Origin of the sequence: Acidovorax sp. T1 (assembly GCF_002176815.1) — a bacterium.
GTDB lineage: Bacteria > Pseudomonadota > Gammaproteobacteria > Burkholderiales > Burkholderiaceae_C > Acidovorax.
Map to the genome: position 1 here is coordinate 3679276 of NZ_CP021648.1, position 20371 is coordinate 3699646.

At 63.8% G+C, this 20371-nt stretch carries 16 protein-coding genes; 1 reads left to right on the top strand and 15 read right to left on the bottom strand.

Annotated features, from left to right (window positions below; all coding sequences use genetic code 11):
• Window positions 1-103 precede the first annotated feature (103 nt).
• Both CCX87_RS17130 and trpE read right to left on the bottom strand, forming a co-directional pair.
• Window positions 104-433, bottom strand: a complete 330-nt coding sequence (locus tag CCX87_RS17130; protein ID WP_087747810.1) for a chorismate mutase — start codon at window positions 431-433, stop codon at window positions 104-106.
• A complete protein-coding gene (trpE, locus tag CCX87_RS17135) occupies window positions 430-1929 on the bottom strand; it encodes an anthranilate synthase component I (protein ID WP_087748440.1) in 1500 nt (499 codons plus the stop codon). The genes CCX87_RS17130 and trpE overlap by 4 nt, the downstream gene beginning before the upstream one ends.
• A gap of 340 nt (window positions 1930-2269) precedes the next feature.
• Here trpE and CCX87_RS17140 point away from each other — a divergent pair, with 340 nt between their 5' ends.
• Window positions 2270-2857 carry a chalcone isomerase family protein gene (locus tag CCX87_RS17140; RefSeq protein WP_087747811.1) on the top strand — a complete coding sequence of 196 codons (588 nt, stop codon included), beginning with the start codon at window positions 2270-2272 and terminating at the stop codon, window positions 2855-2857.
• A gap of 79 nt (window positions 2858-2936) precedes the next feature.
• Here CCX87_RS17140 and gph read toward each other — a convergent pair whose 3' ends face one another.
• The 13 genes from gph to CCX87_RS17200 all read right to left on the bottom strand — a co-directional run bounded on the left by gph (window position 2937) and on the right by CCX87_RS17200 (window position 20267).
• A complete protein-coding gene (gph, locus tag CCX87_RS17145; RefSeq protein WP_087747812.1) occupies window positions 2937-3644 on the bottom strand; it encodes a phosphoglycolate phosphatase in 708 nt (235 codons plus the stop codon).
• 91 nt (window positions 3645-3735) lie between these two features.
• Window positions 3736-4515, bottom strand: coding sequence for a S1C family serine protease (locus tag CCX87_RS17150; RefSeq protein ID WP_087747813.1), 780 nt, complete (start codon window positions 4513-4515; stop codon window positions 3736-3738).
• Window positions 4512-5591 carry a nucleotidyltransferase domain-containing protein gene (locus tag CCX87_RS17155; RefSeq protein ID WP_198314729.1) on the bottom strand — a complete coding sequence of 360 codons (1080 nt, stop codon included), beginning with the start codon at window positions 5589-5591 and terminating at the stop codon, window positions 4512-4514. The genes CCX87_RS17150 and CCX87_RS17155 overlap by 4 nt, the downstream gene beginning before the upstream one ends.
• Window positions 5592-5605: 14 nt before the next feature.
• A complete protein-coding gene (locus tag CCX87_RS17160; protein ID WP_198314730.1) occupies window positions 5606-6541 on the bottom strand; it encodes an HprK-related kinase A in 936 nt (311 codons plus the stop codon).
• Window positions 6538-6873 carry an HPr-rel-A system PqqD family peptide chaperone gene (locus CCX87_RS17165; protein WP_157667139.1) on the bottom strand — a complete coding sequence of 112 codons (336 nt, stop codon included), beginning with the start codon at window positions 6871-6873 and terminating at the stop codon, window positions 6538-6540. Before CCX87_RS17165 ends, CCX87_RS17160 begins: the two co-directional genes overlap by 4 nt.
• Window positions 6839-7447: a hypothetical protein gene (locus CCX87_RS20955; protein WP_157667140.1), complete on the bottom strand. Its 609-nt coding sequence runs from the start codon at window positions 7445-7447 to the stop codon at window positions 6839-6841. Before CCX87_RS20955 ends, CCX87_RS17165 begins: the two co-directional genes overlap by 35 nt.
• 184 nt (window positions 7448-7631) lie before the next feature.
• Window positions 7632-10409, bottom strand: coding sequence for an XrtA/PEP-CTERM system TPR-repeat protein PrsT (gene prsT, locus CCX87_RS17170; RefSeq protein ID WP_087747816.1), 2778 nt, complete (start codon window positions 10407-10409; stop codon window positions 7632-7634).
• A gap of 23 nt (window positions 10410-10432) precedes the next feature.
• Window positions 10433-11794: a PEP-CTERM-box response regulator transcription factor gene (gene prsR, locus CCX87_RS17175; RefSeq protein WP_087747817.1), complete on the bottom strand. Its 1362-nt coding sequence runs from the start codon at window positions 11792-11794 to the stop codon at window positions 10433-10435.
• Window positions 11791-13884, bottom strand: a complete 2094-nt coding sequence (gene prsK / locus CCX87_RS17180; RefSeq protein WP_087747818.1) for an XrtA/PEP-CTERM system histidine kinase PrsK — start codon at window positions 13882-13884, stop codon at window positions 11791-11793. The genes prsR and prsK overlap by 4 nt, the downstream gene beginning before the upstream one ends.
• Before the next feature lie 23 nt (window positions 13885-13907).
• Window positions 13908-15116, bottom strand: a complete 1209-nt coding sequence (locus tag CCX87_RS17185) for a TIGR03013 family XrtA/PEP-CTERM system glycosyltransferase (RefSeq protein WP_232476428.1) — start codon at window positions 15114-15116, stop codon at window positions 13908-13910.
• Window positions 15117-15491: 375 nt separating this feature from the next.
• Complete coding sequence (locus CCX87_RS17190; protein ID WP_143218342.1) at window positions 15492-17450, bottom strand: hypothetical protein; 1959 nt, start codon at window positions 17448-17450, stop codon at window positions 15492-15494.
• On the bottom strand, window positions 17429-18634 hold the full coding sequence (locus CCX87_RS17195) for a pyridoxal-dependent decarboxylase, exosortase A system-associated (protein WP_087747820.1): 1206 nt from the start codon (window positions 18632-18634) through the stop codon (window positions 17429-17431). The genes CCX87_RS17190 and CCX87_RS17195 overlap by 22 nt, the downstream gene beginning before the upstream one ends.
• Window positions 18606-20267, bottom strand: coding sequence for an acyl-CoA ligase (AMP-forming), exosortase A system-associated (locus CCX87_RS17200; RefSeq protein WP_087747821.1), 1662 nt, complete (start codon window positions 20265-20267; stop codon window positions 18606-18608). The genes CCX87_RS17195 and CCX87_RS17200 overlap by 29 nt, the downstream gene beginning before the upstream one ends.
• Between the last annotated feature and the right edge of the window lie 104 nt (window positions 20268-20371).

The window sequence follows — 20371 nt, forward strand, 5'->3', positions numbered from 1 at the left end:
ACGATCAACCCTTTAAAAACATAGACTTAGAGTTGTTCCATGGAGGTTGATAGACGCCAGTAGACCTCAATCGTAGTTATCGACCATCAAAAGTTTCATGGCCTCACCCCTCCTGCGTGGCGGTTGGGCGCAGGCGCGCGAACTCGCGGTGTTCATGGGCGATGTAGGCCTCCATCATGCTGCGGTAGATGGCCTCCATCACGTCGGGCTCGCCGCCCTCGATCTGGGTGCGGGCGCGCACGCGGTCCACGATGGCCTGGATGCGTTCTTCGTCACGCACCTGCGACGCATCCTGCTTGATGCGCGCGGCCTGGGTCATGTAGCCGCCGCGCGTTACCAGCAAAGGCACCAGCACGTCGTCCAGCGCATCGATGTGGCGGCGCACATCGTCCATGGTGGTGCAATGCTGCACGTTGTTGATGGCCTGGGTCATTCCAGCCCCTCCTCGACAAGTTCGGCGGCGCGCATCAGGGCGCGCGCCTTGTGTTCGGTTTCCTTCCACTCCAGCTCGGGCACCGAGTCGGCCACCACACCCGCGGCGGCCTGCACATACAGCGTGCCGTCCTTGATGATGCCGGTGCGGATCGCAATGGCCACGTCCATGTCGCCCGCGTAGCTCAGGTAACCGCAGGCGCCGCCGTACACCCCGCGCTTGACGGGTTCGAGCTGATCGATCAGCTCCATGGCATGCACCTTGGGCGCGCCCGTGAGGGTGCCTGCGGGGAAGGTGGCCTTGAGCACATCCATGCTGGTCATGCCCTCGTTCAGCAGGCCTTCGACGTTGCTCACGATGTGCATCACATGGCTGTAGCGCTCGACCACAAAGGCCTCGGTCACCTTGACCGTGCCCGTCTGGGCGATGCGCCCGATGTCGTTGCGCGCCAGGTCGATCAGCATCACATGCTCGGCCCGCTCCTTGGGGTCGTTGATGAGCTCCACCTCGGCAGCCTTGTCCTTCTCGGGCGTGGCACCGCGCGGGCGCGTGCCGGCCAGCGGCCGGATGGTGACCTTGGTGCCCGCATCGGTCTGCTCCTGGCGCACCAAGATTTCGGGGCTGGCCCCCACCACATGGAAATCGCCGAAATTGTAGAAATACATGTACGGCGAAGGGTTCAGCGAACGCAGCGCGCGGTACAGGCTCAGGGGGCTTTCCGTGTAGCGCTTATGGATGCGCTGGCCCACCTGCACCTGCATGAAATCACCGGCAGCGATGAGCTCTTTCGCACGGCCCACGGCCGCCAGGTAGTCGGCCTTGGCAAAGCTGCGCTGCGCGGGGTGGCTTTCCGTGGCCTTGATCAGGGGGGCGCTCACCGAATACTTGAGCTGGTCCTTGAGCTCGCGCAGGCGCTTTTTGGCCTTGCCATAGGCTTCGGGCTGCGCCGGGTCGGCATAGACGATGAGGTAGAGCTTGCCCGAGAGGTTGTCGATGACCGCCAGCTCCTCGCACTGCAGCAAAAGGATGTCGGGCGTTTCCAGCGCATCGGGCGGGCAGGTGGTTTCGAGCTTCTTCTCGATGTAGCGCACCGTGTCATAACCAAAGTAGCCCGCCAGGCCGCCGCAAAAACGCGGCAGGCCCGGGCGCAAGGCCACCTTGAAGCGCTTCTGGTAGGCCTCGATGAAATCCAGCGGGTTGCCCCGCGCGGTTTCCACCACCTGGCCGTCGGTGACCACCTCGGTGCGCGCATCGGCCCCAAAACCGCTGGCACGCAGCAAGGTGCGCGCGGGTAATCCAATGAAGCTGTAGCGGCCAAACCGCTCGCCGCCCACCACCGATTCCAGCAAAAAGCTGTGCTTGCCGCCATCCTTGCTGTGCGCAAGTTTCAGGTACAGCGAGAGCGGGGTTTCCAGATCCGCAAAGGCTTGCACCATGAGCGGAATGCGGTTGTAGCCTTCGCCGGCCAGGCTTTTGAATTCAAGTTCCGTGATCACGGGGGAGAGCTCCCAGCTGAGGCAGCGCATGGTGCTAAGTGTGCAAAGCGCCGCTGTTCATTCGACAGGCCCCGGCGGGGCCACGGGTGCACGCTGGAGGTTCCAGGTGCCTTCAGGCGTTCAACAAGACAGGCGTGCGCCAGGGCCAGGCTCCCCGGTCGCTGCAACCTGTGATGAACACGTGGTGTATGAACATGGCCAAAGTGTAGCAAAGGTCTGTGGCCCGTTGGGTGGCGCCACGCCCCTGCGCATGGCAAAACCGCGCGAAAACCCTGTGGTAGCAGTGAACGATTCTTGCAAAAATCAGAAACGAACGATCGTTCTGATTCAGGAGTCCTGCATGAATTTCTTCCCTCGATGCGCCCTGTTTGCCGGGGCTCTCGTGTTGGCGACCAGCGCAGTGGCCCAGCCCGTTACCGTGGCCGACGTGAAATACGAAGAAACGAGCGTCGTGAATGGCAGCACTCTCCAACTCAATGGCGCGGGTGTGCGCTACAAGGCCGTCTTCAAGGTCTACACAGCCGGGCTGTACCTCGAAAAGAAGGCATCGACAGCGCAGGAAGTAACGGGCGTGCGCGGCCCCAAGCGCCTGAGTATCACCATGCTGCGCGAGATCGATTCCGCCGAGTTGGGCAAGCTGTTTTCGCGCGGAATGGAAGACAACATGGACCGGGCCGCGTTCTCCAAGCTGATCCCTGGGGTGCTGCGCATGAGCCAGATCTTCTCCGAGCACAAGAAGCTGCAGGCTGGCGAGCAGTTCATGATCGACTGGATTCCCGGCACGGGCACGGTCATCACCGTCAAGGGAAAGCCCCAGGGCGAGCCCTTCAAGGAACCCGAGTTCTTCAATGCGCTGATGGGTATCTGGCTGGGCAATGCGCCCGCCGACTGGAAGCTCAAGGACGCCTTGCTGGGCAAGCCGGCCTGAGCACGGATTCGCGGATGCGCGCAGGCGCAGCAACGGCGGGCAGTACGGCATCGCCACAGGCGTGCGACAAGCGGAAGGATCAAACCCGCAGCAACGCCAGCGATTCCACGTAGCCGTCCGCATCCACCCCCTGCACCGGCAGGCCGTGGTTGTAGCCATAGGTGACCAGCACCACGGGGCAGCCGGCGGCGCGAGCGGCCTGCGCGTCGTTGGATGAATCGCCCACCATCAACGTGCGGGCGGGGTCGGTCTGCAAGGCCTCACAGGTTTTCCAAAGCGGCAACGGGTCGGGCTTCTTTCTCTCGAAACTGTCGCCCCCGAAAACCTGCTCAAAATAACCGTCCAGCCCCTTGGCGCGCAGCAACGGCACCGCAAACGAGATCGGTTTGTTGGTCAGGCACGCCAGCCGCAGGCCAGCATCGCGCAGTGCCTGCAGGCCCTCCACCACGCCGGGATAAACCTGCGCGTAGTCGCCGTTGATGGCCAGGTAGTGCTGCTGGTAGCTGGGCCAGGCACGGGCGTAGAGCGCTTCTATTTCGATAGCTGCTGGCGCTTTACCAGATTGCGCTAGCACGTGATTTAACACTGAATGCAACAAATGTTCGGAACCCTTGCCCACCATCTGCTCGATGGCCGGTGCGGCAATCGCCGGCAGCGCCAGGTCGCTCAGCATGCGGTTGAGGGCCTCGGCGAAGTCGCCCAGGGTATCCACCATCGTGCCGTCGAGGTCGATGATGACGGCGGCCAGGGGAGCAAGGTTCGATTCAGAAGACTTCAAGTTCAGCATGGGCCAGCAGGGTTCACAACGATGCGCCGGATGTTACTGCGCTGCACCTGAGCGGCATGGCATGTTGCACCAACACACAGCGCGCCCGCATCTACCGGTGCCGCGACATCAACTCCAGCACGTAGCGGCTTGGAATCGCGTAGGAAATGCCCGAGGGCTGGCTCATGGCCGATTCGCGCGTGCTCTTGATCAGCACCATGTTGATGACGCCGAGCACCGTGCCACTGCGCGGATCAAACAAGGGGCCGCCACTGTTGCCCGGGTAAGCCGTGGCGTCGAGCTGGAACACCTGCAAAGGCCCGGCGCGCAGGCTGCGGATGGCACGCTCGCTGAGCTGCTGGCCTGTCGGGCTGGGCAGGGCCATGGTGGTGATGGACGAGACGGTGGCGCGGTGCGTGACGCTGGAAAATCCCAGCACCCCGCCGATGGGAAAGCCCATGAAGGCCAGCTCGTCCCCCTCGCGCACCGGCTCGGACGCCACCACGTTCAGCGCCGGTGCGGCCGGCCCGTCGATTTCCAGCAGGGCGAGATCGTGCTCGTGAACCGTCTCCAGCACCCGCGCCTGGCGCATGGCCCACGCGCTCGCCCCTGCGCGCAGTTGCACGACCAGGGCCGGCCCATCGGCACCCACATTGCCGATGGCGGCTGTAACGTGGGCGTTGGTCACCACGCGCAAGCCGTCGCCCACCACAAAGCCGGTGCCTACATAGCGAAACCGCGGCGTATCCGTGGCGCGGTAGGTGCCCACCAGCACGACGGCGGGTTTGATCCGCTCGATAGCGTCCGGCAGTTGCGCCAGGGTGCTGCTGCTCCATGCCGCGTGCAACAAAAAAACAAGTGCCCAGCGCACCCACCAACGTTTGTGGTTCATGGTTTTTCCTTGGGAAGCAGCCCGCCCAGCGCCTTGCGCAACAAGTGCGGCAGCAACAGGTGCAATGGCATGCGCAGGCGGTGGCCGTTCAGGTAGAGCAAGCCGCGCGCCAGCGGTGTCCACGCGTCCGCGGTGGAGGCGTGGTCGGGCCGCAGTGTGCGCAAATACAGGGCGTCGCGCAAGCGATGCTGCCAGGCCTGCTGGCCCACGCCCGGCGCCAGCGCTGCCATGGTACTGGCCGGCACAGGTGTTTGCGTGATGGCCTGCGCATAACGCAGCGCGTGGTGCAGCGGCCACTGCAGGCCCAGCACCGCCGCGCGCTCCAGCAGGTCCGGCCAGAAGCCGGGCACTGCGGAAAACTCGCGCAACAGGGCGTCGATGTCCACCACGCCCCGGAATCCTTGCGCAAAGTCGCTTTCGTGGAACAGGTGGGCCGCGCTGTGCAGCAACATGTCCGCCGGTGCAAGCACGCACACGCCCGGCTGACCGGGCAGCGCCTGCGCCGCCTGCAACAGACGCTGCGTGCTGGGCCGGACCCGGGCGGTGGCAGGCACCAGAGCATGGTGCACGTCCAGCACCGTGCCACGCTGCAGGTGCCGCATCGGCGGCAGCTCGTGCATCCAGGTGCGGTAGTAGTGCTGGTCGTAGGCATCATGGTTGGTCTGCACCCAGCCGGCCATCATCAACGCCGTTTCCACGTCGACCAGGCGCTCACGCGGCACCAGAATATCCACGTCCGACACCATGCGCCCCAGCGATGCCTGCAGGCCCGCCAGGGCGTAGGCGCCGCCTTTGAGCAGCACCACGGGCAGGCCCGTTGGCTGCAGGGCGCGCGCTATTTGCGCCACCTCGAAGCGCAGCTCACGCTGCTGGCGCGTGGCCAGGGCCAGCGCAGAGGCCAGATGCTGGCGCGGCGCAGGGGCCACGGCATTCCACTTGCCATGGGCCTGCACCAGGGCGGCGATACGGGCCAGCACATTGGCGCGGCGCGCCTGCCGCACCACAAGATCCCATTCAGCCAAGCTCAGCCGCTGCGGCTGCGGCGACGGGCCCAGCAGGGTCAACAGCGGCTGCATGGCGTTGTCCTGCATCAGGCAAACCTCGCTGGAGATGGTGGCTCCAGCGCATCAAACCAGGCCAGCGCCTGGTCAAGCTGGCTATAACGCAGGTCGAAGCTGTCGCAGGCATCGGCCAGCCGCACCAGGGCCTTGAAGCCTGCGCGGCCATGCACATGCTGGTTGAAGCTGTTGCGCGCGAGCTCCACCACGGTAGTGGCCTTGGCGCGCGGCTGCACCTGCAGCGCCGCGCCGCGCTCGTACCGGGGAAAAACCACCCAGGCCGGCAGGGCGCGCTCGTTGGCACGCGCCAGGTTCTCTGGCAGCACCTTGAGGTGCGCGACCGTGCCTTTTTGCGTATCGCGCGCCACCGGCCCCAGCACGCAGCCCGGATTGCGCTCACGGATCACATCGATGGAGGCATTTTTGAGGCTGATGGGTCGTGGCGACGGCACGACCAGGCCACTGACGGGTTCCAGCAGCGTCAACTCATCGGACAACAGGCGCCAGCCGTGGAGCATGAGGGCTGCGCACAGCGTGCTTTTGCCCGCACCCGGCGGGGCCGGCAACACCACGGCGCGCCCGCCCCGTTCCAGCACGGCTGCGTGCAGGCTGATCCACTGGTGGCAGTGGCTGGTCACGCACCAGTTCAGTCCCCACTCGAACAGCGCGAACGCTTCACCCAGCGCCAGCGGTGTGAACGGCTGGCGCCCGTCCAGCGCAAAAATGCACTGCGGTAGAAACCATGTGCGGCGTACCTCGACTGCCACATGGAAGTCATAGAACACCGCCCCGTCCTGGGTGGCCAAGGGATGGTCTGAATAAAGACGCTCGAGGCCATCGGCCACAACGGAGATGGGGCTGCGCACCCGCACCACAAACGGTGGAACCACGATGCCCAGGCCTTCGCCGCCCAACAGCCTATCCAGTTGGGATCTGGACAGGGAAGACAGCAGACCCTGCGTGCTCACGCGCCGCAGGGTTCGATAAAACCCAAAAATTCAAAATCTTGCAACAGCTTGTCCACCCCGCGCACATCTTGCGCAGTGGGCTGCTCACCCAGCAGCGCCTGGGCCAGATTTTCGGAACAAGACTGTGGCACAGCGAGCACCTGCTGCAGCAGCTCGCCCGCAATGGGGCTGAGAGCATGGATATCGCCACTGGCTTCGTCGTACACCACCGCGCCATCGGGCCACAGCTGCAGCAGATAGTCTGCGCGCCGTGGGCAATGCCAGCGCACAGCATGCGCGGGCTGCACCGGGGCGGCATCAGCCGAAACGGCGAGCACTGTAGATGGTTTCAAAGTAGGCGATGGTTTGTGCATAGTCCCACAGGGCACCAGCAAACGGAATCCAGTTGCCGCGCCCGCTCCAGATGGCATTGCACTGCGAGGTGGTGAGCGCCAGCACGTCACGATCATCGTGGAACTCAAGCGCTGTCAGATACGCCGCCACCACATAGCGGGCCAACACCGTGTCACGGTCATGGCCCTCGTAGTCCAGCACATCCTCCAGCGTCACGCGGCGTCCAAATCTGCCTTCGGGGTTGGCTGCGAAGCCGCACTCCTGGAACTTCTTTTTCTTGAACTCGCTTTGCTTGAGCTTCCACTCTGCCGGCGTGCGAACGATGCAGTCGGTCTTGTAGCGAGCATTACTGACCCGCCCCTGGTTGGCCTGCAACGACGCAAAGGCCGATGTGGTCACTCCATTGCCCTGGCCGCCGCCCACTGCGCCAGCCAGAACGGTATTGCTCTTGAGCGCGGCCACCACGGGCGCGGCACCCAGGCCCGCACGCACAATCTGTCGGCGGCTGACACCTTGTGCATTTCCATCTGGCGTAGCGCCAGACAGTGTCGGCGTTGTTTCGGTTTTTTTCATCGTGCTCTCCCAAGAAATCCGCTGGTCTCGCCGGCAATATCGCTTTCACGAGGCAATCGGGGAATTCGCACATCCGGCGCATGCAAAGTCCGCATCCTAAAAAACTGCGCAAGGTGCCTGGCTCGGCCCATGGCCGCATCAACCGATGCTCCCATGGTATGGACCGCACATTCATGGCCAGACCTCAAAGCGTTTTCTTAAGCCGATCCACCTCCGCCTGGGCAGAAAACCGATCTCCTGCAGCGCTGAGCTCATCGAGCAATGCACGGGCAGCATCCTTGTTGCCTGCCTTGATCTGGATCTTGGCAAGATTCAGCTTGAATTCCAAAACCTGCGGCTGCAGCTGAACCACCTTTTTCTGCATTTCCACCGCCCGCTCATGCTGGTTGGCGGCAGACAGCAACATGGCCCAGGTGTCCATGAACGCCGGCTGATTGGGTGCCAACGCATTGGCGCGCTCGGCATCGGCCAGTGCGCCGTCGCGGCCAACCTGGCCTTTGAGCCAGGCCAGATTGTTCAGGGCAGCCGCGTTGTTGGGCTGAATCGCCACCACCCGTTCAAACTGGCGCAGGCTTTCAGGCAACTCGTTAAGGGTCAGCGCCCGGTTTCCCAGATAGAAGGGAAAAGCCGCATCCTTGGGCTGGGTTCGCAGCCATTCAGCCGCCCAGCGATCGGCTTCGGGCTTCTTTCCAGCCGACAGCAGCACGTCATGCAGCCGCACTGCCAGCTCCGGGCTGGCCACCTGCTTGAGCCCCGCGCGCAAAGCGTCGGCGGCTTTATCCCAGGCCTTGCCTGCAGCGTGAATCTCGCCTTCGAGCACATAGCCCACCTGCTCCTTGGGCCTTTGCTTTTGCACGGCGCGGCTGATGGCCAGGGCATCGCCGGGCTTCTGCGCCGCCATGGCCAGACTGACTTGGCCTTGCTGGGCCTGCAATGAATTGGGCTCAATCTCTAGCGCCTTGCGCAGATTCTGACCGGCAGCGTCACGGTCCCCGGCGATCAGGTTGGCGCTGGCCATGCGCAAGTAGGGCACGGAAGACTGCGGCTGCAGCGCCGCCATGCGGTTGAAGCTGGCCTGCGCCTGGTTGTGCTCACCATTGGCCGACTGCGCGCGCCCCAAGACATCAAGCAATTGCACGTTGTCAGGCAGTGCGGACACCGCCTGCTGCGCAAGAACCAGCGCCTCTTTGGGTTCGCTGTTGCGCAAATGGTGCTCGGCAAGAAGCAGGCGCGGGACGGGGCTACTGGGCGCCGCCTCTACTGCCTTGCGCAAGAGCGTCGCGATTTCTGTCTTGTCCGCGCCATTGGCCTGGCGCAACTCCACCAAGGCCAGATGCGCCTGAACGTTGCCTGGCTGGCGCTTGATGGCAGCCTCCAGCCGCGCACGCGCATCGTCTGGCCGCTTGTCGGCGTTATCAAGCATCGCCAGCACACCCACCGCGGGAAAATAGTTGGGGTCGATCTCGAGAACCCTTTCCATGGCCTTGCGCGCCCCGGCGGCATCGCGCTTGAGCAACAGGGCACGGCCACGCAAGAACACAGGCAATACGTCTGCAGGCCGCTTTTTCTCCAGCGCATCGATGGCTTTCAGGGCCTGATCGACCTTGCGCTGCTGCAGCAGTGCATTGATCAGGGCCATGTCTGCCACCACCCCGTCATCCGAGGCCGCAATGCTCTGCAATTCACCCAGCGCAGCATCGTCCTGCCCCGATGCCAGACGGCTGACCGCCAGCGATGTGCGCTTGGCGGGGTCTTTAGGATCGAGGCTGGACGCTCGCGCGAAGTAGCGTTGTGCACGGTCCACATCGCCATGGAGCATGTACACCTGCCCGGCCAGCGCCATCATGCCGGGGTCGCGCTCGTTGCGCTCGACGTCCGCAGGCAGTGCGGACATGGCCTTGTCGAGGCGGCCCTGGCGCACATAAGCCGTCACCAAACCACGCCGAGCCATCGGCAGCCCAGCTTCCAACTGCAAGGCCTTGGCGAGCAAAGCTTCTGCCTGCACGTTCGCGCCCAGACGCAGCTCCGTCATGCCAGCCAATTCGAGCGCGCGAAAATTTTCGGGCGTGAGACTCAACAGCTTCTGCGCGTGTTCCTGCGCCGCCTTGAGGTCATTTTTGGCGTATGCCAGCATCGCCTGCAAATACAAGGTCTGCGGCTTGCCAGGCGCCGCCTTTGCCAGCCCCTGCAGGGTTTCGGCGGCGACATCGGTCTTGCCCTGGAGCAGCAGCAGCTGAACGACGGCAGCCTGCCCCTCCAGGTAAGAGGGATTGACCTGAAGCGCCTGCCGGTATGCCGCCATCGCCCCATCCATGTCGCGCTGACCATACAGCAGCAAATCACCGCGCAGTTTGAGCGCCTCATCGGCGCCTGCAGACTGCCCGGGGATCTTGTCCAGACCTGCCAGGGCCCCCTCGATATCGCCGCGCTGGGCACTGGCGCGGGCCAACTCGATGAGCGCGGGCACATGGTCGGCCTTGGCCTTGAGCGCCTGGTCGATGCTGGCGCGGAACTTGTCTTCCTGGCCCTGGCGCTGCCAGGCAGTGGCCACGATGGTTTTGAGACTGGCCTGCGCTGGGGCACTGGCCAGTTGCAGGCCGTCATAGTCGGTCGTGATCTTGCTGTACTGCCTTCCCAGCAACAAGGCTTGGGCCAGTTGCGGAATCACTTCATCAGGGGCTGCGCCCACATCCTGCGCCTTCCTGAACTCGGTTTCAGCACCCGCTATATCACCGGTGGCCTGCAAGGCCTGACCCAGCAAAAGGCGCGCCTTGGCGGAATCCGGGCGGTCCTTCAAGACATTCTTGAGCTGGATGATGGCCGCAGGCACGTCATTGCGGTTCAGGTAGTCCTGCGCCGACGCCAACAGCGCATCGGGATTGTCGCTACCGCATGCCGACACCAGCAAGGCCACGACAAGCGTGGCGGCAGGAATGAGGGAACGGGAAATGGGAGCCTTCATGGTCGTTCTCCAGGCAAAATTGTTCAGAGCTTGATGCCCAGGCGATGCATCAGGTCGTACAAAGTGGGGCGGCTGACACCGAGCAGGTCGGCGGCCTTGGCCACCGTGCCGTCGGCCCGGGCAAGCGCCGCAAGCACCGCCCGCTGCTCGGCCGCCTCGCGCGTCACGCGCAGGTCGAGGGACCGATCGCCTTCGGCGTTGGCAGCGCCCGCAAGACCGACATCGTCGGCGGTAATCTGGTTGCCATCGGCCATGATGGTGGCGCGCTTGATGCAGTTCTCCAGCTCGCGGATATTGCCCGGCCAGGGGTGCGCCTCGATGGCGCGCAGCGCATCATCGGCCAGCGCCAGGTTGCGGCGGTGCTCCTGGCCAAATCGGCGCACGAAGGCGTGGGCCAGCAGTGCGGCGTCGCCCACCCGCGCACGCAGGGGCGGGATCTCCACCACGATTTCTGCCAAGCGGTAGTAGAGGTCTTCGCGAAACCGCCCTTCCTTGACGCACTGCGTCAGGTTCTGGTGGGTCGCGCACACAATGCGCACATCGACGGCGATTTCCTGGCGACCGCCCAGGCGCTCGACCACACGCTCCTGCAAGAATCGCAGCAGTTTGGCTTGCAGTGGCATAGGCATATCCCCGATTTCATCGAGCATGAGCGTGCCAGCGTGCGCGGTCTCGATCTTGCCCGGCGTGGTCTTGGCAGCGCCCGTGAAGGCCCCTTTTTCGTAGCCAAAAAGCTCACTCTCCAGCAAGTTTTCAGGAATGGCGGCGCAGTTGATGGCAACAAATTTGCCGTCCTTGCGATTGGACAGCTGGTGCAGGCCGCGCGCCAGCACCTCCTTGCCCGTGCCGCTTTCGCCCAGCAGCATGACGGAGGCATTGGTGTTGGCGACTTTTTCGATGGTGCGGCAAATGCGCAGCATCTGCGGGTCGCGCGTCAGCAAGCCGGCGAGCGTGTCGGGCATCTGCATCGCCCGCAGCCGTTTGTTCTCGGATTGCAAATGGTGCAGCCGGAAGGCACGCTCCACGGTCAGGTTGAGCACTTCAGGCTCAAACGGCTTGGCCAGGAAATCGTAAGCACCCATGGCCACGGCCTTGAGCGCGTTGGACTGGTCGTTCTGTCCGGTGAGCACGATCACCTTGGTGTCAGGATCGACGCTCAAAATTTGCTCTAGCAGCTTGAACCCTTCGGAGACCGAGTCGGCATCAGGGGGCAAGCCCAGGTCCATGGTCACCACCGCGGGGGCATGCCGACGCAACTGCGTCATAGCACTTTCGCGATCATCGGCGGTGACGGATTCAAAACGATCCAGCGACCACTTGATCTGCTTTTGCAGCGCCAAGTCATCCTCGACCACCAGCAGGGGCTGCAACTTGTCCGGGCTCATGCCTCCTCCCGTGGCTGTAATCCGAAATCACGACCGATTTCAAACAAGGGAAGCAGGAGACGCACCACGGTTCCCTTGCCGACCTGGCTGTCCACAGAAACCTTGCCGCCGAGCTCCTGCACGTACTGAAAACTCTCGTAAGTGCCAATTCCCATGCCGGCCTCTTTGGTGGTCTGAAACGGCTTGAACAAGCGCGTCTGGACAAACTCTTCGGTCATTCCCTGGCCCTCATCACCCACTTCGATGCGGGCATGGCTGCCGAAACGATCCACTTTCATCCACACCCGGCCATCGGTGTCCGTCGCGTCGAAGGCGTTGTGCACCAGGTGCCCGATGATGCGCTCCAATCGGTCGGCCTGTCCACGGGTAAAAACCTGTGGCGAGGCATCCAGCTGCACGATGCGCCCGCGACACAAGGCATTGGCTGTCAGCCGTTCAGCAATCTTGCACAGATCCACGCCCACCGACGCATCGCCGGACGCGGCGCCTCCGCGCAATTGCAGCATCAACTGGCGCATGCGATCGAGCGAGTTCTCTACCGTCATCAGCATGTCGGCCTGGAACTCGGGGTTGTCCTGCAGTCGCTTGGCGTTTTTGACCATGAGCGACAGCTGGGCGACGATGTTTTTCAGATCGTGCACCACGAAGGCCGACATGCGGTTGAACGCCTCGAACTTGCGCGACTCCAGCAAGGCTTCGGTGGCCTGAATCTGCGCCAGAAAGCTCGCGGCTTGGCGTCCGGCTGTCTTGAGCAGATCGGTGACCTCCCAATTGACCTCCACCACCGTGCGCGGACTGGCCAGCAGCACAAACCCCAGCAAATCCTTGCCTTGCCACAGCGGGACCAGCAGCCAGGCCTGCGGATACTCTGCCAGCCACTCGGGCAAGCGCAAACCGCGGTAGCGGCCGGGCGAAGCGCGGAACTCCTCCAGATTGACCACCCACCCGGTGGACCGCATGAACGCGGGCAGCTCGGCATCCTTGTCAACGGTCTGTGTAGTCGCGGCCAGATTCCACCGGGCCGCCTGCCGGTACTGGTCGTCGTCCGGGCGCAGCAGCCACAAGGCACCTGCGGGGCTCTCCAGCATGTCGGCAAGGCCCCGCACCACGTTCTGCCCCGCTTCTTGGGGGTGGGCCTGGCTTGACAGCGTGGCGGTGAACTTCAACCATTCTTCGCGGTAATCAAAGCGGTAGCGAAAGAAATGCTTGCCCAGAAACACCCGCAACCTGGCCCGCAACGCGCCTGAAAGCGCCAGCGCCAGCGCCAGCACCGATCCCACGAAAACCATCCCCAATTGCAGGGCGCCGCCCCAATCGCCGCCAAAATAGCGAACGTAATAGCCCACACCCGCGATGAAGAGCAGATAAAGCCCCACCAGCAACAGCGTCGCAGAGTGGAAAACGACCTTGCGCGAAACGCGTATCTTGGCAATCCAGTTGCGATGCCGCGTGGTGGCCAGCAGCAGCAGTGGCACCATCAGCGCGTGCACGAATGGCCTCGCAGTCAGGGCGTCAGGGTCCAGGCCCCGAAACAGCACGCCCTGGGAAAACAGGTACAGATCGAACACGAAGGTGCCCGCCAGCCCGAGGCACACCGGCTTGGCGCTCCACAGCGAATCCTCGGGGAGATTGCGGAACAACTGCTCCACCAGCACCAACCCGCCGAGCGCCAACAACACCATGATGAAAATGTGGCCCTTCGCCCCAGCCAGCATGTGAACGATCACAACCAGCGCGGGTACGCCCAGTAATCCCGCAGCTGCCAGACCGGGCAACCAGCGATACCACGGCCCTTGCACCACACCGGCGTTGGGCTTGAAGAATAGGGCGACAAAGACACCCCAGCTGAGGTAGCGCAGCATGTCGGCCGACTGCGCACCCAGCCACCACGCGCCGTTCACGGTCAGCGCTAGCAGGCTGAAACCACTCCAGACCACGGTCAGCAGCGCTGCGGCAAGCGTTGCAACGCCAATGCGATTGACTGGCGCACGCAGATATTCCTGGCGGAACAGGCGCAGAGACAACAAAGCGTAGGCGCCCGCAGCCATGGCCCAGCCCCAGTAAACCAGCAGGTTGTCACTGTTGTTCATGGTGATGGGCGGGCAGACCCGTTTTACTGCGCGCCTTTGCCCGTCAGGACTACGCCCACCGTTTCGAACAGGATCACCAGGTCAAGAAACCATGAATGGTTTTTGACGTAGTAAAGGTCGTATTGCAATTTGTGCTGTGTATCTTTGATGGACGCGCCATAGTGGTAGCGCACCTGGGCCCAGCCGGTCAAGCCGGGTTTGATGCCGTGCCGCAAGGCATAGTAGGGAATCTCGAGCGTGAGGCGGTCCACGAAATAGGGCCGCTCCGGCCGAGGGCCCACCAGGCTCATGTCCCCCTTGAGCACACAAAACAATTGGGGGAGTTCGTCGATGCGCAATTTGCGAATGATTTTTCCAACGCGCGTAACCCGCGCATCGTCGGCACTGGCCCAGCGGGGCGTACCGTCTTTTTCAGCGTCGGTTCGCATGCTGCGGAACTTGATCACATTGAAAATCCGGCCATTGCGCCCGACGCGCTCTTGACGGTAGAGAACGGGCCCGCCACTTTCAAGAAAAATCATGAGTGCAGTGACCAGCATCACGGGCGATGCAATCACCAGCAAAACAATCGATCCAATAATGTCAAACATCCATTTGACAATGGAACGCACCACCCCCTGCTTGAAACCGTCGCCAAAAATCAGCCACCCGGCTGAAACGGCATCCAGGTGAATCTGCCCCAGAAACTGCTCAAAATGGGTGGCAATATCAACAACCTGAATGCCATTGACCTTGCAATCAAGCAATTCACGCATTGGCATGCTCCCCCCTCGGCGTTCATTGAGGGCTACCACGATTTTATCGATACGGTGCTTTTTCACTGCATCGGTCAGCGTTTGCCCCGGGGAAATGACTTTCAGCGCAGAAACTGCGGCCTCCTTTTCATTGGAGCTGGAAAAATACCCCACCAACTCAATGTGTGGATCATTTTCCTGCAACGATTGGCCCACGACACCAGCACGCGGGCCGGTACCAAAAACCAGAACGCGCTGGCGTGTGTAGGAAGCAGGAAATATTTCACCGCCGAACAACCGAATAATCAACATGCCGCTGAGAACAATCAGCAATGCGATCAGGGCCTGCTCATTCTGGGATGGGGACTGCAGAGGCAACAGGAACAAGATGCCACCGGCAATGGCCATGGACAGCAGCAAAGACAAAACCGCCCGCGCCCGGACCTGGCCCACGGTCAGTTGAGAGGGGTGCTCGTACAAGCCGAGTGCGAAATTCACCGTGAGAATTCCGATGGCCATCAAGCCCCCCCCGGATGACACCCGACAGAATGGCGGAGGCATTGAACATGCCCGTTCCCGCCTGCATCGTCAATAAAACAATCAGCGTGCCAACAATCAGAACCGCATAAACCATGATTTGCAAAATGGTCCGCCGGTGAAAATAATGACTGGAAATCTTGATCATTGTTTTCTCCTGCCGCGCCCGAGTCTCGGGCGCGAAAAATACGGATCAAAAATCACCCACATTTGGCAATTTATGAAACAAAACGTTTATGCCATCACCAGTCCCTGATGTGGCAAAAATTTGCTTGACAACCCTCTACTTGAGAGGCAAATCCCCGCAGATCAATAACAATCTGCATTCACCCCCCGCTAGTCATCGCGGACCAATGGCGATACGGCAAGCAACAGCCAAAGCATAGTGGATACACGTGGAATTTCAATAACACTTATTACCGCACCTATCAAAAGGGCGGACGATATAGCGATTCCCACTATCAGGGCCAGGGGTTTTTGGCGTGCAACCCCCTGGGCGGTCATCACCAGCGCGCATGTGGCCAAGGCGGCAAGCGCCGCCAGGCCCAGCAGTCCGCGTTCGATCAACAACTCCAGATACAGGTTGTCCATGTGCCAGGGCAGGAAGTTCGCCTGGGCGATGCTGCTCCAGTAGCGCGGCCCTTGCGCAAAAGCCGGATTTTTGAGTACCTGCCGGCCCTGTGGATCGATCAGTTCCACCGAATCCAGGCGCACAGGCGTCTTCGCTTGCAGCACCGTGATCGACAGCACACCCTCTCTCCAGGCAGAGCGGGTACCGGTGGACGCCAAAGCGGGGCCGTGCAATTGCAGCTCTGTCCAGCCGCCAGCGGCAGCGCTGGACGCAAGCACACGGGGCGTTTGCGCCTGGCACTCAAAGGCATACAGCAGATGCTGCTCACACAACTGAACCAACAGCCGCGCAGGCGACTGCACCTGCCCACGCAGGCGAACCCGGTACGCACCCCCAGGCGCCAAAGCCACACGTTGTGTGAGCGCAAGCTCGCCCTTGACCCCCGGTTGTGCGGGCCCCGAAAGCCACACCTGGGTGCGGCCCTCAGCACTGCGCACCCAGCGCACCTGGCCGGGCAGTCCGCCCTCAGGGGTCTGCGTGCTGTAGTGCGCAGGCAACCTTCCCACGCCCAGCCCAAGGGCCCACTGACTTGGCGTCTTCAACAAGTCAACACCGCGCTGCCAATGGGCGAAACGGTGGTAGAGGTCAGCATTTGATCGGCCCAGGCGATCCGGCATGAAGCTGCCGCCCATGAAAACGCCCAGCGTCTCCGCCACCAACGCAAGCACCAAGCCCGCCATCGCCCGACGGTGCCATACAGAACCATCGGGCGCAACGAGGCGGTATTGGTGCGCCAACGCAGCCAGCGCAATCAAGGCGAGCGCCACGGTCAGATAGACACCGCGCGAATACGTCATGAGCACCGCATAGATGGCCAGCAACACCAGCGCCCCCGCCGCGCACCAGCGCCAGCCGTGCGGTGCTGTCCATGCCGCCCACCAGGCAAACGGCACCGCCAGCGCCAGGTAAACGTCGATGGCGCCGCCACCGACATGCATCTCCCAGAACCAGGCGGTAATGCGAGCGTGGTCACTAAAATCCAGGGCGCCCACATAAATGCCGCGCTCCCACGCCACCGCAGTGCAGACCCAGAAAAGCCCAAAGACCATGCCGCGCGCCAGCCGCAGGGGCGCACCTTGACCATACCGGTACAGCACGGGCATCAGCAGCAGCCCCCACACCATGCTCTTGGCCACCCGCAGCGTATTGCCCGGCAAATCGTAGTCCCCATAGACGCCTTGGGCCCACAGGTCCGCCAGCAACGCGGCCCATGGCGCGGCGCCACGCGCATCGTCCAACCCGCGCCACACCCCCATCAGCAGCAGCACCGGCATGACCACGTACACCCACGCCATGCTGCGCGGCGTCCGGCTGAACGCCGCTGCCGGCTTGCCCCCTGCATCCAGGCTCCAGCGCAGGCAGGCGCCGCCCATGGCAGCCAGTATCAGAAGGTCGGATTCGTCCACCAACCACCAGCCCGTCCAGGGTGTGAAACTGGCCACGGGCAGCAAGGCCGGCAGCATGAACCACAGATCGACAGGCCGCCGTGTGGCCCAGGCGACCACGCTCACCAGCACCAGCACGGCGAGCGCCGGAGCCACCGGGTGCCACAGAGCGCCAGCCAAGGCGGCTGCCGTGAACAACAAGCCGCACAAGCCCGGCACGCCCGCCCGGACTGCGGCGGACGCTTGGCTGCCGGCGTTTACACCAGCACTTCGGGACACGGCGGGTGCCCCAGAAAGGCCTGCGGACTGGCTGTTGCGCCATAGGCCCCGGACTGGAACACCACCACCAGGTCACCGGGCTGCGCCACGGCCAGCTCCATCCGGTCGGCCAGCACATCCAGCGGGGTGCACAGCGGCCCCACTACACAGGCGGTTTCGCGTTCGGGCGACTGCAACCGGTTGCCAATCACCACCGGGTAGTTGCGCCGGATCACCTGGCCAAAATTGCCCGAGGCAGCCAAATGCTGGTGCATGCCACCATCGGTCACCAGAAACACCTGCCCACGCGACACCTTTCGGTCAATCACCCGCGCCACATAAATGCCCGCCTCGCCCACCAGATAACGCCCGAGTTCCAGCACCAGCCGCGCCGCAGGTTGCGCACGCGCCAGATCACTCTGCACCTGCGCCAGGGCGTCGGCCACGGGAGCCAGGTCCAGCGCCTGTTCACCCGGAAAATACGGTATGCCCCAGCCGCCCCCCAGGTTGACGTGGCGCACGGGTGCGGGGGCATCGTGCGCCAGGCGCAGCACCAGATCGAGTGATCGGTGCAGGCTCTCTGCAATGACTTCGCTCCGCAGGTTCTGCGAGCCGGGGTACACATGAAAACCTTCGAACGCCAGGCCATCGTGGGCCATGCCGCGCAACAGGGCCGGCACCTGTTCGGCGTCAATCCCGAAGGGCTTGGGCCCGCCGCCCATGTGCATGCCAGCGCCGCGCAGCTCAAAATCCGGATTGATGCGCAATGCCACGCGCGCTGGCCGCCCCAGCGCCTGCGCGGCATCGGCCAATGCCCGCAACTCGCGCGCCGACTCCACATGCAGCAGCACCCCCGAGGCCACGGCCTGGCGCAGCTCGGCCTCGCGTTTGCCCGGCCCGGCGAAACCGATGGACGCCGCATCCGCGCCAGCGTCCAGCGCCAACTTGAGTTCACCCGCCGAAGCCACATCCATGCCATCGACCAGCGTGCGCACCCAGCCCACCAGCGCCGGCATGGGATTGGCCTTGATGGCATAGTGCAGGCGCACGCCTGGCGGAAGCACCTGGCGCACCGCATGGATGCGCGCAGCGATCAGGGCGCGGTCGTATGCGTAGAACGGCGTCTGGCCGACCCGCTCGGCCAGCAAGGACAGCGGCAGGCCGCCGACCTGCAGTTCATCGCGGGAGGTGTCGAAGCGATCCATATTCCTGCATCCAGCGTTGGCGGTCCAGCTTGCCATTGGGGCTGCGCGGCAGCGGCTGGGTCACCCAGTTCAGTTCTTTGGGCAGCATGAACGCCGGCAAGTGCTCACGGCAATGCGCCAGAAGGGCCGCGCTGTCTTCATCGGGCTTGCCGCTGGCCGTGGGCGACGCCAGCAGCGCCGCGCAGATGGCACTGCCCAGCGCATCATGGGGCACCGCGTGCACCAGCGCTTCGGCCACCAGGCCACTGGCATACAGCACCTCTTCCACCTCGGTCGGGCTGACGCGGTAGCCCGAGGTCTTGATCATTTCATCGCGCCGGCCCACGAAATACAAAAACCCGTCGGCGTCGCGGCGCACGGTGTCGCCCGAGTACACTGCCCGCTCGGGTGCCCGCCAGTCGCCACCCGCTGGCAGCAAGGCCGGCGGCCAGGGCTTGAAGCGGTGCGCGGTTTCGTCGGGCCGCCGCCAATACCCCAAAGCCACCAGCGGGCCGCGGTGCACCAGCTCGCCGGGCTCGTCCACCGCGCATTCGCTGCCGTCTTCGCGCAGCACGCGCACCTCGGCGTTCGGTATCGCGCGCCCGATCGAATCGGGCCGCCGGTCCACCTCGTCGGGCGGCAGGTAGGTGGAGCGAAACGCCTCGGTCAGTCCGTACATCAGATAGGGCGCAGCCGCTGGCGCCAGGTCGCGCAAGCGCTGCAGCGTAGCCCGGGGCAGGCGCCCGCCGGTGTTGGCCCAATAGCGCAAATGTTGCGTAGCACCGGCAGGCCAGTCCAGCGCCGCCAGCTGCATGTACAGCGGCGGCACCGCCGTCAGTCCCGTGACCCGTTCGCGCACCATGGCCTGCAACACATCGCGCGGCAACAGGTAGTTGAGCAGCACCACGCGCGCGCCGACCAGAAAGGCCGTGGTGAGCTGGCTGAATCCGGCATCGAACGACAGCGGCAGCACGGCCAGCAAGGTGTCGTCGGCGCGGTTGTGCAGGTAGCCCGCCACGCTGGTGGCCCCGGCCACCAGATTGCGGTGCGACAGCACCACCCCCTTGGGCTGGCCCGTGCTGCCCGAGGTGTAAAAAATCACCGCCACATCGGTATCCAGCAAGGCGGGCAACGCGGCCGGTTCGCTGGCCAGCACCTCAGGCCAGGCGTGCAAGGTCAGGCGGGCAGGCCATGCGCCCGGCGTGGCCTGAGCGTCCCCGTCGCACAACACCACCTGCCGCAGCCCGGGGCAGTTTGCCAACACCGGGGCCACTGCCGCCAGCCGCGCGGCAGTGGTCACCAGCACCTGCGCTTGTGCGTCTTGCAGAATGTGCGCCACCTGCGCCGCCTTCAGCAGGGGGTTCACCGGCACCAGCACGCCGCCCGCAGCGGGCGCTGCAAAGCTGGCCACCACGGTTTCCACGCGCTTTTCCAGGTACACCGCCACGCGCGCGCCGCGCTCCAGCCCCAGGGCCCGCAGGCCTGACGCGCAGCGCTCCAGCTGCGACTGCAGGTCGGCATACGACCAATGCCGCCCCTCCACCGTCACGGCCTGATGACCCGGCCAGCAAGCGGCGGCCCGGGCCGGCAGCTCGTGCAGCAAAACGGGGGGCACTCCGCTGTGGAAATCCGGCGCGTGGGGCATGGGGCGCATGGTAAGCCATCGCCATGCAGCGCAGTGGGTTGCGGCACGCGACAGTCCCCAGGAGCCTGTCGGACTTGGGGAACGTCGGCTGCAAATCGGCCTCAGCGGTCCAT

What these genes read in the sequence shown, in the direction of transcription:
- CCX87_RS17130 (WP_087747810.1), bottom strand. Translation starts at nt 433, where the DNA reads ATGACCCAGGCCATCAACAACGTGCAGCATTGCACCACCATGGACGAT.
- CCX87_RS17140 (WP_087747811.1), top strand. Translation starts at nt 2,270, where the DNA reads ATGAATTTCTTCCCTCGATGCGCCCTGTTTGCCGGGGCTCTCGTGTTG.
- gph (WP_087747812.1), bottom strand. Translation starts at nt 3,644, where the DNA reads ATGCTGAACTTGAAGTCTTCTGAATCGAACCTTGCTCCCCTGGCCGCC.
- CCX87_RS17150 (WP_087747813.1), bottom strand. Translation starts at nt 4,515, where the DNA reads ATGAACCACAAACGTTGGTGGGTGCGCTGGGCACTTGTTTTTTTGTTG.
- CCX87_RS17155 (WP_198314729.1), bottom strand. Translation starts at nt 5,591, where the DNA reads ATGCAGCCGCTGTTGACCCTGCTGGGCCCGTCGCCGCAGCCGCAGCGG.
- CCX87_RS20955 (WP_157667140.1), bottom strand. Translation starts at nt 7,447, where the DNA reads ATGAAAAAAACCGAAACAACGCCGACACTGTCTGGCGCTACGCCAGAT.
- prsT (WP_087747816.1), bottom strand. Translation starts at nt 10,409, where the DNA reads ATGAAGGCTCCCATTTCCCGTTCCCTCATTCCTGCCGCCACGCTTGTC.
- prsR (WP_087747817.1), bottom strand. Translation starts at nt 11,794, where the DNA reads ATGAGCCCGGACAAGTTGCAGCCCCTGCTGGTGGTCGAGGATGACTTG.
- prsK (WP_087747818.1), bottom strand. Translation starts at nt 13,884, where the DNA reads ATGAACAACAGTGACAACCTGCTGGTTTACTGGGGCTGGGCCATGGCT.
- CCX87_RS17195 (WP_087747820.1), bottom strand. Translation starts at nt 18,634, where the DNA reads ATGGATCGCTTCGACACCTCCCGCGATGAACTGCAGGTCGGCGGCCTG.
- CCX87_RS17200 (WP_087747821.1), bottom strand. Translation starts at nt 20,267, where the DNA reads ATGCGCCCCATGCCCCACGCGCCGGATTTCCACAGCGGAGTGCCCCCC.